Here is a 14,743-nt window from a genome sequence, read left to right as displayed (position 1 = left end):
ATGGCCGACTTCCCCCACCGCTACGGCGACGGACGACGGGCGCTCGAGCACTGGGCGACGGCGTGCCGAGCCAGCGCCGTCGTCCTGCGCCGAGAAGGGCTCCCGGACGACGCCCGCGCCCTCGACGAGGCCGCGCACGGGGCGACACGCCCCGGCGCCACGACCTTGACTGAACAGCCTCGCCGCGAGAGCCCGTCGGGGTGGGCACGATGAGCCGCCTGCGCCACAGCCCGGGCCGGGACGTCTCCCGGTTGCTGTCGGACTTCGGCCACGAGCTCCCGCCGGTCGACGAGCCGGCCCCCAAGACCCGTCCCGGCCGCCTGTTCGAGCCGTCTCCCCTGCGCGGACCCCGCCGCGCCAATGGCGGCTGGGCCGGCTCGCCCCACCCGCCCCTGTCGGCGTGGCGGATGACCTCCGACCAGGCTCCCGCCCTGTGGCCGTTTGTCGCGGCCCCGGGACTGCCGCCCACGGGGGCCCAGATCGGGATCGACGTCCTGGCAGGAGGCGCCTTCTACGCCGACCCGCTCGGCTGGGTCCTGCGCGACGACGTCGGCGTGACCAACCCCAACGTCATCTGCTTCGGCAAGCCCGGCCGGGGCAAGTCGGCGACGACCAAGGCGTTCTTGCTGCGGATGCTCGACTTCGGCTACAAGGCGCTGATCCTCGGAGACCCGAAGGACGAGTACGAGCCGCTGGCGCGCGCCCTCGGTGTCAACCCCATCGCGGTCGGCCCGGGTCTGCCGGCCAGGATCAACCCGCTGGACTTCGGACCGCTCGCGACCGGGTGGGAGCGGCTCTCCCGCGACGAGGCCGACGCCCGCGCCGGCCTCGTCTTCGGCCGCTGGCTCACCCTGCTGCGGGGGCTGGTCGGCTCGCAGCGGATCGGTGCACACCCCGTCCCGTTCGGGCCGGTCGAGGAGCAGGTCGTCAAGACGGCCCTGCGCGAGCTGACCGGTCACGCCCGCGCCGCGAGCCGCCTGCGCGAGACCACGATCCCCGCCCTCTGGCACCTGCTGGCCAACCCCAGCGAAAGCCTCGTGACCGACTGCCGGTACGACAGCGCCCGCCAGCTGCTGGATGAGACGAGGCTGCTGCGTGACGCCCTCGGCCAGCTGGTCGACGGAGCCCTGGCGGGACTGTTCGACGCCCCCACGACCATTCGCCTGGACTGGGACGCACCGCTGGCCTCGCTCTCCCTGTCGCGGCTGCTGCCCTTGGGTGACGAGGCCGTCGGGATCGCCCTGACCTGCCTGTCATCGTGGGGGCGGGGCCTGCGCGAGCTGGCACGCCCCGGTGAGCTGCGAATCACCGTCCGGGACGAGGTGTGGAAGCAGATGCGGCTCGGCCCGGACGCGGTGAAGTCCTTCGACGCCGACCTGCGCCTCTCCCGCAGCAGCGGTGACATCCAGTGGGCCAACGCGCACAAGCCGGCCGACCTGCTCTCGGTCGGAGCGGCCGGCTCGCAGGCCGTGACGATCGCCAAGGACCTGCTCCATCTCGCCGACACGACCATCCTGCACGGGCAGGACGCCGGTGTAGCCGACGAGCTGGAGACCCTGCTCGGGCTGCCACCGATGGCCCGCGACGTCGTCACCCGGTGGGCCATGCAGGGCAAGGGGCGGGCCCTGTGGCGGGTGGGGGAGCGGCACTGCAAGGTGCAGACCGTCCTGCACCCGCTCGAGGCCCAGCTGACCTTCACCAACGACGCCATCACCGGCGCCGCATGAGAGCGGAGCCGACATGAGTGCACCCCGCCCCGCGACCGCCGTGATGCTCGCCGTCGCCCTCGTCACCGTCCCCATCACCGCGGTCCCCCTGGGCGCCACCCTGCTGCTCAGTGCGGTCGCTATCCCCGCCGCCGCGGCCTCGCCCGACTGCTCGACGGCCGGCTCGACGTCCGGTGCGTGGCGGGCACCGTTCTCCCAGCGCTACGTGCGCACGAGCCCGTTCGGGATGCGCCTGCACCCGATCGAGCACGTGTGGCGACTGCACTCCGGGGTGGACCTGGCCAGCGTGCCCAGCGCCGGTCCCGTCGTGGCCGCCCAGGCCGGCACGGTGACGGCTGCGGTCTGGCGGCCGGGTGTCGGACTGAGCGTCGACCTCGCCCACGGCGACGGCGTCATGAGCCGTTACGGGCATCTCGCGAGCATCGCACCGGGCCTCCGGCCAGGAGTGCGCGTGAGCGCTGGTCAACAGCTGGGGCTCGAGGGGTCGACGGGCACCTCGACCGGACTCCACCTGCACTTCGAGATCCAGGAGCGAGGAGTGCCCGTCGACCCCGTGCCCTTCATGGCCGCGCACGGTGCGCCGCTGGACGGGACGGTCACCGCGGCTCCCGCTACGTCGAAACGTCCGGAAACCACCGGAATCCGGGGCCTGCCTCCAGCGACCGGTGTCCGGCTGCAGTCCGTCACCGTCCCAGCGGCACCGATTCCCGCGCGGGTGAGGGCCCTGTACGTCGCCGCGGGGAAGCGCTACGGCCTGCCGTGGACGCTGCTCGCGGGCATCGGGATGGAGGAGACCCGACACGGAGCCGTGACCGCCACCTCCAGCGCCGGGGCCCGCGGCCTCATGCAGTTCATGCCCGCCACCTGGGCGCTGTACGGCGTCGACGGCGACGGCGACGGGCGCGCCGACATCACCAACGACGCGGACAGCGTCCACGCCGCCGCGAACTACCTCGCACATGAGGGCGCCAGGCAGGGCCCGGCCGGGATCCGCCGGGCCCTCTACGCGTACAACCACGCCAACTGGTACGTCGCCGACGTCCTGGTCTACGCCCACACCTACGCCGCCTCACCCGAGCCAACAGAGTCCTGTCCCGCCGCGGAACCCAAGACGCAAGGAGCCGTCGGATGACCGATGCCAAGAGAACTGAGCCCAGCGTCATCGCCTTGGTCAACCGGGACCTCGGCGCAGCGGTGCGGCACGCGAGCGCTCACACCCTCTCCCCGTTCATCGCGGCACACCGCCTCGAGTTCGAGCTCGGACCGGTGCGCCATCGCGTCGAGCTCCTTGCCCTGAAGCGACCGGACCTGCTGGCCCGTCTGGCCGCGCACTGGGAGTGCCCGCCGGACCCACGTCATGTGGACGAGGAGCTGACCGACCACGCACACCACCTGCTCATCCGCCGCCACGCCCACGCGACCGGACATCTCGAGGCGCTGACCGAGCCTGTGCACCGGGTTCCGCAGGCTGCGCCGCATCGCCTGGCGACCAGCCAGGAGCGCGCCCGCAAGGCCATCGACCCGTCGACGGCGGGCGACACCGACCGACGCCGCAGCGCGCGGTGACGGAGGAAGCATGCAGAGCAGCCGTCGCAGCACCCCGTACCCGTGGACCTGGGAGCTCCCGGTCGCCGCCCTCACCGCGGTCCTCCTCCTGCTCGTCCTCGCCGTGCACGCCGGGAGGACCCTGGCCAACGGCACCACGCTCGGCGAGTGGGCGTTCACCCCACGCGAGGACCTGTTCACGAGCCTGCCGGCGCTGCTCGCCGGTGATGCCCGCGTGGGCCTGCCCCCAGGCCCCGCTGCCTCCCGGGGTGCCTTGTACGCCTGGATCGTGCTCTGTGAGAGCGCGACCTGCGCCGGCCTGCTGTGGTGCGCGTTGTCTCTGCTGTGCCGGTGGGGCCCCGGGCGGGTCCGGGGGATGGCCAGCCGGGCTGAGACGGAGCAGCTGCTCGGCCTGCGGCATCTGCGGGCCACGGCGCCGTTGGTGCGCCCTGACCTCCACTCGCGCAGGGGGAGGCGATGAGCAGGTTCGACCCGGAGCAGGTGGGGTGGCGGCTGGGTCGTTCTCATCAGCCGCGCGGCGGCGAGCTGTGGGTGCCGTGGGATCGCACCACCGGGGTGATCGGGCCGCAAGGCTCAGGCAAGACCCTCGACCTGCTGACCCCCGCCCTGCTCGGTGCGCCTGGCGCCGCGCTGGTGACGTTGACCAAGCCGGATGACCTGCTCCTGACCATCACCCCGCGTTCGGACCACGGCCGCTCGTGCGCCGTTCTCGACCCGTTCGGTCTCGTCCCCGGCGCTCCTGAGCTGGTGTGGGACCCGGTGGCCGGGTGCGTCGACCCAGTGATCGCCGAGCGTCGCGCGAAGGCGTTCACGGCCGGCACCGTCGGGTCCGCGGGGGAGCGTGGCCACGGCGACGACGCGGCGCGCTTCTATGCGGCGGAGGCGGCCAAGGTCATTCAGGCCTACCTGCACGCGGCCGCCCTGACCGGACGCACCCTCGACGACGTGCTGCGCTGGGTGGCCAACCCGGCGGCCGCGACCGAACCGCTGGAGATCCTGGGGGGCCACCCCGACGCCGCGCCGTTCTGGCGCGGGCTGCTCCACGGCGCACTGCGTGGCGACGAACGCACCGCCGGCAACACGACGACCACGGTGCAGCAGGCGCTGACCCTGTTCTTCCAGGAAGGGGCCCGCCGCCGTTGCACCCCCGGCCCGGGCAGGCCCGCCACGGACATCGCGGACCTCATCTCCCGCCGCGGCACGATCTACCTTCTGGGTCGCGACAGCCCCTACGACTCCGCGTCGCCGTTGATGACGGCGGTCGCCGAGCATGTCCTCGACACCGCCCTCGAGCTCGCCCACACCTCACCGTGGGGTCGGCTGTGTCCGCCGATGCTGGCCTGTCTCGACGAACTGCCCTCGACGACACCGCTGCCCACCTTGCAGACCCGCATGGCCAACGAGCGCGCCCTCGGCGTCTCGTTCATCTGGGCATCCCAGACGCGAGCCCAGCTGACGCAGGTGTTCGGGGAGCACGCCGCACGGTCCGTCCTCGGGCTGACCAACGTGCTCGTCCTGTTCGGCGGCTCCAAGGATGCCGGCTTCAACCAGGAGGCATCGGATCTGTTGGGACGGGTGCGGGTGGCCCGCACCACGTGGAGCTCAGCTGGTGCCTCGCGGTCGGTCAGCGCGGAGGACATCCCCATCCTCACCGGCCCGGAGATCCGGCAGCTGCCGCCGAGTCAGGCCCTGGTCATCGCCGAGCAGGGCAGGCCACTGATCGCCCGGCTGCGTCGTTGTACCGACGGGGCCCGCGGAGACTCGCTACTGACCATGCGGCGACAGGCGCGGGCGGCGATGGCCGGCGCTGGCGCCGCGTCGCTGCCGCTGTCGGCGCGGACGGCGGCGTCCGTCGCGCGAGCCCGGACGCTGGGGCTGGGTGCCCCGGGCGAACCGCAGGGGAGCGACCGTGGATGACGCTGGCCGCGAAGGGCGCTTCGAGGTTGTCCAGGGCTTCCCCCGGCCCGGGCGTCTCGTGGAGCATGCGTACTGGGAGCTGCACATCGCGGCGTCCGGCACCCCGGAGCAGGTCCGGGCCCTGGGTGACCTACGCCGGCTTCCACGACCCTGGGACCCGTCCACGTGCTCGCATCCCGACCTTCGTCTCGAGGTGTGGCTGTGGCTCGACGCCGTCGTCACATGGATCAACCACGAGTACACGTGGGACCCCTCGGGGCTGATCCCGGAGTGCTGGGTCGAGCACCCGCACCTCGTCCACGATCTCGCGGTGCTGGCCGATCAGCGCCGCCGGGCCGGGATGGCCAACACCTCGGACGCTCTGGAGGACTGGCACCGTTACGCCCTGCCGGCGTTCAGTGATCGCCTGCGTGAGCGTGTGAAGTCCCACTGCGACAGTGGGCACCAGCCGTGGCCGTCCGCTGGACGGCATGTCCGCCACAGCAGCGACGTCCACCGCCGCCGTCGCGTGGCGGCGTTCCGCAGGGACGCGGCACCCGCTCAGTCATCGGTGTGGGCGCCGGGTGACCGGCTGCGTCTCGTGGACGGCGACCTGGTCGACCTCGAGACGGGTGAGGTGACCGGTCCTGAGTGAGCCCGTGCGCAGATCGGCGGAGCACACGGGCCGCAGGGGCGATCCACAGCCCGGGCACAGGCAGGACAGGAACGGTGGCGGCATGGACGTGAACGGAGGCAGGTCGAGAGTGCCCGAACGATCGTGGTGGAGGACGGCGTGGCGTCGTCCCGGGGTCTGGGGCGGCGCGTTGCTCGCGCTGGTCTCGGTCGGGCTGTTCGCGCAGCTCGTGGACGGCGTGCTGGAGAGGGGTGACCTGAGCGGCATCGACCCGGTGGTCGAGCAGCGTGTCCCAGCCCTGCGGGACAGCGTCCTCAACGTGGTCGCGGACGTGCTGGCGCTCCTCGGGAGCGAGGTGTGCCTCGGGATCTTCGCGGCTGTGCTGGTCTTCTGGGTCTGGACACAGTGGAAGGACCGCTTGCTCGCTGCCGTGCTGACGGCGTCGATGGCCGTGACGGCTGGCCTGATCGTGGGTGTCAAGGACCTCGTCGGCCGGGTCCGTCCGGCGGCGTGGGCGGTGTACGGTCCGCCGGACCCGTCACCGGCGTTCCCGTCCGGGCACACGCTCGGCACGACCGTCTTCCTCGGCCTCGTGGCCGGCCTGGTCGTCCTGCGCTGGTCCTCGTGGTGGGTGCGGGCTACGGCGCTGGGCGGGTGGGTGCTCGGCAGCGTGGTGGTGGGCGCGAGCCGGATCTACTTGGGCTACCACTGGGCGACCGACGTCGTGGCCGGTCTGGTCCTGGGGATGGGGGTACTCGCCCTCACCGTCGTCGCGGTGGACCTCCTGCGTCACCGCCGGCCCTCGTGGACGCCGGCCGCTCGGGGCGTCGACGATCTGGCCTGACCTCGACCGGTGCCTCAGGCGCCCTGTGACGCGCCCGGCGGGTGGATCTGCGCCCTCGTGTCCGTGGGGAACTGGGTCGACCCGAGGTCGAAGGGTGCCACCGTGCCGGTGGAGCTGTTCGGTGGCGATCGCCAGACCGAGTCCGCTGCCTCCGACCTTGGCACCGAGCCGGGCACGAAGAGCCAGGACCGCGTCGGTGTCGTCGATGCCCGGACCGGAGTCATCGATCGTGACGACGGGCTGGTTCAGCTCCCGCCGCGTCGCGACGACGAGGCTCCGGCGCGGGCGTGGTCCAGGCGTTGTGGGGGTGGTTGCGCAGGACGGAGGCGGTGCTGCTGGCGTGGACGCTCGCGTGGTCGTCGGACCCCGGGTCGAGCGACATCTCCATGTCACGCAGCCCCAGAGCCGTGCGTTGCTGGCGGATTTCCGTTCAAGGATCTGCAGCAGTCTCACCAATCCGATCAGTTGTTGGCCTCGAACTGCTCTCGCGGAGATCAAGGTTCGTTTCGTCACGGCCTCGTGGCGTGGCCTTGCGCTCCAAACCTGAACGGAGACGATCCATGCGAAAGTCACTGACCGCCGCCGCTGCTCTCGCGCTGGGCGCGCTGCCGTTGGCGCTGTCGGCGCCCGCCGCGAACGCCGCGGACGGCACCTTCACCGCCAACCTCACCCAGCTCAACGACTCCGGGGTGACGAGCACCGCCACCGCCACGCTGAAGGGCAACACGCTGGACATCAAGCTGCAGAGCCAGGGCCTCCTCGAGGGCGCGCCGCACGCGCAGCACATCCACATCGGAGGGATGGGCGTCTGCCCCACCAACGACCAGGAGGGCAGCGGAGCCAACGGCGCCCTGCAGGTGAGCGACGCAGCCGACCAGTACGGCGGCATCGCGGTCTCGCTGACGACCGACGGCGACACCAGCCCGGACAGCGGCTTGGCCGTCAAGCGGTTCCCGACCGGCAACGCCAGCTACTCGCGGACCATCAAGCTCGACGACAAGACGGCCTCGGCGATCAGCGCCGGGAAGGCCGTCGTCGTCGTCCACGGTGTCGACCTCGACGGGTCCGGCAAGTACGACGGTGACGTCAAGTCCGACCTCGATGACTCATTGCCGGAAGAGGCGACCGACCCCGCCGCCTGTGGTGTGCTCCAGGCCAGCCAGATGAGCCAGATGCCCGCCGGTGGCGTCCAGACCGGTGGCGGCTCGACGGCCGGCACCGAGGACGCCGGGCTCATCGCGCTCGGCGGCACCCTCCTCGTCGGTGGGGCTGGCGCGGCGCTCATCGCCTCGCGTCGCCGCCGCACCGCGGAGGACCAGGCCTGACGTGAAGGACCCGCAGCGTGGCCACCGTCGCCTCTGGGCGACGGTGGCCACCGTCCTCCTCCTCGCGGGGTTTGGCCTGCTCGGGAAGACGGTCGCAGACCAGCGCTCCGCGCCCGAGCCGCCACTTACGGCCACGGCTCCCACGCCCGACGCGAGCCCCCCGGCGCCCCCGCCCACCTCGAGGTCGACGGGTCCCTCAGCGCCAGCCTCACCGAACCCCCCGGGGCTGTCGCGGTCCCGGGCCACGCACGTGCGCATCCCGTCGGTGAAGATCGACTCGGTCGTCAACGAGACCGGCCTCGCCGGTGACGGGACGATCCAGGTCCCCGTCCACGGGCCGCACTACGACGAGGCCGCCTGGTTCACCGGCTCTCCGGCACCGGGCCAGGTCGGCCCGAGCGTCGTGCTCGGTCACGTGGACTCCGTGTCGACCGGCCCGTCGGTGTTCTTCGAGCTCGGCGCGGTCAAGAAGGGCGACGACGTCGAAGTCTCCCGTGCCGACGGGAAGACGGTGGCCTTCGAGGTGTACCGCATCGACCGCTACCCGAAGGACGACTTCCCGACCGGGGCGGTCTATGGCAACACCGCCGGTCCTGAACTGCGCCTGATCACCTGCGGCGGCACCATCGACGACACCACCGGTCACTACACCGACAACGTCGTCGTCTACGCGAAGGCCGTCGGCGCCTGACGGGCGGGAGATCGTCGTACTGGTAGAGGACGATCGGCGCGCACGCGCTGAGGCCGACGGCGAAGGCCGCGAAGAACGACGCGCGAGACTCCCCAGCCACAGCACCCAACGGCAACGAGCAGGGTGGCGGTCGCCTCGACACGGATAGGTCGCGCGTCATCGCCCCGGTAGGAGCCGACGGGCGATGCGTGGGGTACTGAAGGTCGCTCGCCAGAGGTCCGGGGCGGTGACGGCCGGGAACTTGGTCGAGGAACGGTGGGGCGACGCGGCGCGCCTCGACGACGGTGTGATGGCCGTCATCCCCCACAGGAGCGGGTCGTTTTGGCGCCCACTTCTTTCACCGTTCACCCTGCGGCCCGGGCGCGGTCGTGACCCGGATCCTGGGTTGTCGATTTCGGGCGGCTATCGCCCGCGGGACGCTCGCGTCGTGACGCGAGGGCCAGAGGACTGCCCCTGCCGGGGCGCGGTGCTGCGGGCGGAAGCACGCCGTGGATCCGGTGTGCGGGTGCGCGACTCGCGCTCTGGCGTCCACGTTTGCCCGGACTGGAGGAGAGCGTTCCAGGTCTCGGTTTCGTCGACGAGCAGCTTCAGCTCAACTGCCCCCGGGTGCGGGCCAAGGTCAGCGACCTGTACTGCCCGCTGTGTCCAGAGGGCGGGGTCATCCGCGGCAATCGTTCGGAACGCGATGACCCGGTCCGCCGCGCTGTCGGTGTCGAGGCGTTGGCGGATGAGACGTTCCGCGATGGGGACGCTTCCTCTCAAGCAGTGAACGAGCGCTGGGGCCCCGTGATCGTGGACGAGGGAGGCGGGGTCCGATCCCGGCGGGAGCGTCGCCTCCCGGGGTGTCGCGCCGTGTGCGGCGAGCATCCAGAACGATCGTTCCGCGGCCGCGAGGCCGGGACCGTCGGCGTCGAAGGCAAGGATCGGCTGCGCCGGGTGTGCGGTGATGAGACGAGCCTGGGCGCAGGTCAGGCTGGTGCCCAGCGTGGAGACTCCAAGGTAGGGACCGTTGGCCGCTGCGGTGACGGCCAGCGCGTCCAGCGCGCCCTCCACCAGGACAGGGGTGGCCCCGGCGCTCAGCGCTCGAGCGGTCATCCCGAAGAGCACGTCGCTCTTGTGGAAGAGGACGGTCGTCGGGGTGTTGAGGTACTTGGGCCCCTGTGTGTGCGTGGCGTCCGGGTGCCGGCGCGCCACAAAGCCGAGCACCACGCCATCGTCCGTGATGGGCAGGACGACCCGGTCACGGAACCGGTCGATGAGCGTGCCGGTCCTCGCTCGGAGACTGAGGCCGACGGCGATGAGCTCCTCGTCCGTCACGCCCAGAGCTTGCAGGTGCTGGGTGAGGTGGGTCCACCCGGCGGGCGCGTAGCCCGCGTCGTCGGGCGTGGAGGGCCGACCGAGCCTTTCTCGCAGGTAGTCCCCGGCCCAGGCCCTCTCGAGGAGTCCGGCGTAGTAGTCGCGGGCCAGGGCGTTGAGCTCTGCGGCGCGAGCTGGGGTGAAGGGTGCGGCGTCCCACGCGGCGGCTCTGGCGACCATGTGCTCGATCTCTTTGTCGGTGAGGGGGAGCGGCGTCAGGGTGGTGCGCAGCAGCGCCGCGGCGTTGAGGCGGCTGTGGAGGTCGTCGAGGTTTGTCGGTGCTGGGATGCTCGGTGGTGACACGTCGAGGACCGGGTGCGTCGAGGGCCGCTCCGGCGGCGTGTCGAGGCAGTCGTCGGGTCTGGGTTGGTCTTCGGCAGGTGGCGGGTCGGCCATCAGACTGAGGCGCCACACGACGGACTGTGCGGGATCCTGATCGTCGGCGTGGCTGATCGTCGTCGTCAGAAGCCGTGCGAGATCGGTGTCTCTCACTCCGCGTGCTGTCGCCTCGTCAAGCAGGGTGACGAGGGCGGGCCACCACGGGCTGGAGCGGACACGATCCCCCGCCGTCGGGGTGAGGGTGTTCAGGAGTCGCTCCGCCTCCGGGACGGTGAACGACGTCTGTGCTTCGATATCGTGCGCGACGGCGGGGGTGAGGTGGCGGCTGATGCGCCACCAGAGGGCGGCGGCGGCGTGGTCGTCCGGCAGGGGCGCGTGAACGGCGGTGGACACCAACCTGGCGGCGTCGATTCCGGCGCGGTGCACGGCGGCGAGCCGTTGGGCGAGCATCGGACCGTACGCATCATCGGCGACCCCGGGTGCGAGGCGGCGCAGCAGCCCACCCCATTCGTCGAGGGCGGGAGAGCGGGTGCCGAGCCGGGTCTCGAGGGCGTTCTGCCACAGGGCGGCCGCCTTGACCGGCATGGGTGGCCCGGTGGGTCGCAGGTCGTGCTCGGGCACGCTCTGGGCCGCACGCCACAGCGTGAGTGCTCGCAGGAGATTGGGCTCGATGCGCGTCCCGGCCGGCCACCAGTCTGGAGGTGCTCCTGTGGCTGGTTCGTCCTGGACGAGTGCTGCCACGGCACGGACGAGGTCACCACGTGCACGCAGGTAGTCACCCCAGTCGCCGTCCGCTTGCAGGGCTGTGGGGATGGGGTGGAGCCAGGGGAGCGGCCCTGGACCACCTACCTGGAGCCGTGAGTCGTCCAGGCGCCAGGTGAGGACGGCGGCCCGGTCGGAGGCGCTGTCGAGATCTCGCTGGCGGATGGCCTCGGCGAGTGCGTCGGCCGGTGCGGCGCCGGCCACGGCCATGAGGGTGAGGTGGGAGCGCAGGCTGGGCCAGGCGGCCTCGTCGACGATTCCGGGGACGAGCCGATCGGCGTCGCGGTCGAGCTGCGCCAGAACGGACCGGCCGAGGTGGTGGCTGGCCGCGACGTGGAGGGCGTCGGTGTATCTCCTGACGGCTGCGTGCAGTTGTGTGCTGGGCGCGGCGGCGACACGGCGCAGGGTCGTCGCGGAGCGGGGGGCGTCGTCGCGGGCGAGGATCGACTCGAGGACCTCGGTGGCGGTGGGCGGGTGGATGGCGTCTGGTCGGATGGTGCCGTGGGGGTCTCCGTCCCCGGCGAGCTGGAGGTAGAGGTGGTTGGCGTCGGCGCCGCGGGTCAGCAGCGTGTAGAGCTGCTGGCGGCTCTCGGTGCCGGTGGCGAGGCCGTGGACGGTGTCCACGGAGAGGCCTTGGGCGGCGTGGGTGGTGGCGGCGTACCCGAGCTCGACACTGTCGTGGACGTAGGCCGGGGGCAGCGTGACCTGGTGGTGGGAACGGATGTGCCGGACGGTGATTGACCCGTCGTGTGCGATGGCCTCGATGGTCCAGCGGTCGCCGTTCTTGACCCAGTCGGTGCTGGAGAGGGCGAGGCGTCGGGCGTTGCGTCGGGTGATGACGACGTCCCCGACGTGACCGTGGGCGCCGTCGGCCAAGGGGATGCCGCAGGCGCGCGAGACACTGCCCAGGTGATGTGCCTGCGCGCGCTCGTTGAGCGCCGCGACGAGCTCGCGGGTGGGGGCGAGCAGGACGCTGTCTCGTCCCGCCGAGCCGTCGGTTGCCCAGGCGAGGAACGCCTCCTCGGAGATGGCGTCGGTGTCGCCTACGTGGACGCGGTGGTGGTCGAGGTAGAAGCCGAGCGCCTCGGGGCGTCCGTCGCGCAGGCTAAGCGAGGCGAGGCCTTCGGCGGGGTCGGTGAAGCGCATGAGCTGGGTCAGGTGCACAGCGCCGTGGACGTCGGCGATGTCGCGCAGGATGCCGCCGGCGCCGATGGCGGAAAGCTGGCGGGTGTCGCCGATCAGACGGACCTGCCCGCCGCGCTCGAGGACGTGGGTGATGGCGGCGTCGAGGGTGAGGGTGTCGGCCATCGCGGCCTCGTCGACGATGACCATGGTCGCGGGGCCGATGTTCTCGACCCAAGCGGGGCGGTCGGCCTCGTGGGTGAGTGACCACGCGAGCTTGGCGAGGGTGTCGGTGGCGGCTCCCGTGCTCTCGCGCAGGACCGACGCGGCGGCGGCGGAGGGGGCGAGTCCGAGCACGGTGCCGCCGCCCTCGATCCAGGCCGACGTGAGGGCTCGCATGGCGGTGGTCTTCCCGGCGCCGGCCGGGGCGAGGGCGAGCTGGATGCGAGCGCCGGAGGTGGCCATGCTCCGTACCAGGGCCGCCTGTCCTGGGTTGAGGGCCGTGCCGTTGGCGGCGTGCTCCAGCAGGGTCAGCGAGACCGCCTCCTCGGCGCAGACAGGACGGTCCGCGACCCCGGCTGCGGTGATGATCCGCTCTTCGGCGGCAAGGACGGCCGAGCTGGTGAAGAGGGCTGCGCCGGCCACCTCGTAGACGCTGCTGCCGTCGGTGCGGCGCAGGGCTTGAGGCTCCGAGATCCCGTCACTGTCGGGCGTGATGCGTACCGAGGCGGCGAGCGCGGTGTCGGTCACGAGCGCGACGACCCTCCGGACGAGGAGGGGATCGAGGTGGAGGGCGCGGACCTGCCGCTGGGCCTCGGCCCGCACGTGCCAGACCTGCCAGGTCGAGCGTCGCGACTGCAGCTCGTTGAGGACCGACCTCGCGGTCCGTTCGACCCAGACCCGGTCCGGCGGCGGGGCGCCGCGGTTAGGGCGCCGGCCCACCGCGGCCCGGACCATCGCGTCTACCCGGTGTTCCCCGAGGACGGCGTGAGCCTCGCGCCGCCACGCGGCGCGCTGCTCGCCGAGCGTGCGGGGCGGGTGCTTGTCCTCACGGGTCTCGAGGGTTGCCTGCTGGGCGAGGTGCAGCGCCTCGACGGTCGTCGGAGGCCGGCCGTGGTCGTGCTGGAAGGTCGTTGCGAGCTCCCCGCGGCGGGTGTCGATGAGCTGCCGCCGGCTGGACCACCGAGCCAGGAGGGCCGGGTCGATGCCGACGATCTCCCGCACCGGGCGAGCGTCTGCGCCGGGGCCGGGACGGGCGGCGAAGCGGACGCCGAGCCGGCGCCGCAGGTGGGCTTCGAGGGCGGTGTTGTAGGTTTCCGACGCGGAGACGTGCGCCTTGTAGAGGATCCGCCCGTCGATGGCCAGCCACGACCCGGACCCGCGGGCCTGCACCTTGTTGGCGACGGCGACATGGGTGTGCAGGTCGGGGTCGCCGGCGCGTGAGTCCCGGTGCGTGAAGGCGGCCGCGACCAGCCCGGTGGTCTCGACCTGCCGGACGCCGTCGGCCCCTTCCCGGGTGAAGACGGCCTGCTCCTCGAGGTAGTTCAGGGCGTCGCGGACGGCGTCGTGGTGCGCCTGTTCGACCTGCGCCGCGACCGCCGGTGGTGCGAGCGCCCACAGGGCGGAGACCGACTTGACGGGGGAGAAGGTGAGGTCGAACCCGGCCACCGCGCGTGTGCGCGGACGTGAGTAGCGAGCGACCGCCGCGGCGAGCTCCCTTGCACCGGAGGGCACCCGGCCGTGCTCGTGGGTGAACATCTCGGCCGCCACGGCGCTGCGGATGGCGGCCTTGGTGTCGGCGTGCACCGGGTAGTCACGCGGGTGTCCGAGTGTCGCCGCGTGATCCTCGATCCGGCGTGCGACCTCGACCAGGAAGTGCGGAGTGTCGTGGGCGTAGATCTTGTAGGGGGTCCCGAGCCGGGTGGCGGCGCGCAGGTCCCGACCGGTCAGGTCCGGGCCCTCCAGGCGGGTGGAACGCTCCGCCGCCAGGGGATGCAGCCCGGCCCCGAACAGGGCCCGCATCTGCTCCTCGGTGACCTCGTCCCCGACTTGCAGCCCGTCGATCCCGGCCAGCCCGGAGCCCACCCACCGGCCCGGGGTCTCGCCGCGCTCGGTGTAGTACGAGGCGAGCGAGGCCCGTGCGGTGGGAGCGCGGTCGTGCGCGGCGACCTGCCGGGTCAGGTACGTGTACCCAGTGCCCGCGGTGAGCTTGTGCAGGCTCATGGTCACACCGCCCAAAGGCACCTCGCCGGCGCCCGGTGGACGCCGCCCCGCCGGCGGGTACGACCCGGAATGCATGAGGTGTGCAGTGGATTAGTTCTGGCGTGCCTGCGTCGGCGCCGTGAGGGCGTCGGTCTCGCGCGTGGCGGAGGGATGGGGGCAGCTGTCAGGGAGGGGGATGCGCAGAAGTGCGCTGGCGGTGGTTCAGTGGTCGCGAGGGGCGTCGGCGGGACCGTAGGTGGTCGTCCGGCAATGCCTTGG

The 14,743-nt window shown here is 72.3% G+C and carries 11 protein-coding genes; 10 read left to right on the top strand and 1 reads right to left on the bottom strand.

All coding sequences use genetic code 11. From position 1 onward, the window contains the following. From J3473_RS18360 to J3473_RS18315, 10 genes are all read left to right on the top strand, one after another. The gene (locus J3473_RS18360) at positions 1-213 is read left to right on the top strand and encodes a hypothetical protein (RefSeq protein ID WP_207025260.1); all 213 of its coding nucleotides are present in this window, start codon (positions 1-3) and stop codon (positions 211-213) included. Next, positions 210-1,727 (top strand): ATP-binding protein, encoded by a 1,518-nt coding sequence (locus J3473_RS18355; RefSeq protein ID WP_207025259.1) that lies wholly within the window; start codon positions 210-212, stop codon positions 1,725-1,727. Before J3473_RS18360 ends, J3473_RS18355 begins: the two co-directional genes overlap by 4 nt. A gap of 13 nt (positions 1,728-1,740) precedes the next feature. Beyond that, positions 1,741-2,859 carry a peptidoglycan DD-metalloendopeptidase family protein gene (locus J3473_RS18350; RefSeq protein WP_207025258.1) on the top strand — a complete coding sequence of 373 codons (1,119 nt, stop codon included), beginning with the start codon at positions 1,741-1,743 and terminating at the stop codon, positions 2,857-2,859. Beyond that, the gene (locus J3473_RS18345) at positions 2,856-3,293 is read left to right on the top strand and encodes a hypothetical protein (protein WP_207025257.1); all 438 of its coding nucleotides are present in this window, start codon (positions 2,856-2,858) and stop codon (positions 3,291-3,293) included. The genes J3473_RS18350 and J3473_RS18345 overlap by 4 nt, the downstream gene beginning before the upstream one ends. A 10-nt stretch (positions 3,294-3,303) precedes the next feature. Further along, positions 3,304-3,753, top strand: a complete 450-nt coding sequence (locus J3473_RS18340) for a hypothetical protein (RefSeq protein ID WP_207025256.1) — start codon at positions 3,304-3,306, stop codon at positions 3,751-3,753. Then, positions 3,750-5,210: a type IV secretory system conjugative DNA transfer family protein gene (locus tag J3473_RS18335; RefSeq protein ID WP_207025255.1), complete on the top strand. Its 1,461-nt coding sequence runs from the start codon at positions 3,750-3,752 to the stop codon at positions 5,208-5,210. Before J3473_RS18340 ends, J3473_RS18335 begins: the two co-directional genes overlap by 4 nt. Further along, on the top strand, positions 5,203-5,844 hold the full coding sequence (locus tag J3473_RS18330; RefSeq protein ID WP_207025254.1) for a hypothetical protein: 642 nt from the start codon (positions 5,203-5,205) through the stop codon (positions 5,842-5,844). Before J3473_RS18335 ends, J3473_RS18330 begins: the two co-directional genes overlap by 8 nt. A 109-nt stretch (positions 5,845-5,953) precedes the next feature. Further along, entirely contained in the window at positions 5,954-6,667 is a 714-nt protein-coding gene (locus tag J3473_RS18325) for a phosphatase PAP2 family protein (protein ID WP_207025253.1), read from the top strand. Between the two features lie 560 nt (positions 6,668-7,227). After that, positions 7,228-7,992 (top strand): CHRD domain-containing protein, encoded by a 765-nt coding sequence (locus J3473_RS18320; RefSeq protein ID WP_207025252.1) that lies wholly within the window; start codon positions 7,228-7,230, stop codon positions 7,990-7,992. Next, the gene (locus J3473_RS18315; protein WP_306790198.1) at positions 7,931-8,683 is read left to right on the top strand and encodes a class F sortase; all 753 of its coding nucleotides are present in this window, start codon (positions 7,931-7,933) and stop codon (positions 8,681-8,683) included. The genes J3473_RS18320 and J3473_RS18315 overlap by 62 nt, the downstream gene beginning before the upstream one ends. Before the next feature lie 402 nt (positions 8,684-9,085). Here J3473_RS18315 and mobF read toward each other — a convergent pair whose 3' ends face one another. Beyond that, positions 9,086-14,485 carry a MobF family relaxase gene (gene mobF, locus J3473_RS18310; RefSeq protein ID WP_207025250.1) on the bottom strand — a complete coding sequence of 1,800 codons (5,400 nt, stop codon included), beginning with the start codon at positions 14,483-14,485 and terminating at the stop codon, positions 9,086-9,088. Positions 14,486-14,743: the final 258 nt, after the last annotated feature.

It is taken from the genome of Phycicoccus sp. DTK01, from assembly GCF_017312765.1.
GTDB lineage: Bacteria > Actinomycetota > Actinomycetes > Actinomycetales > Dermatophilaceae > Phycicoccus > Phycicoccus jejuensis.
The sequence above is the reverse complement of the archived record's forward strand: the minus strand, read 5'-3'. Positions and strand labels throughout refer to the sequence as shown.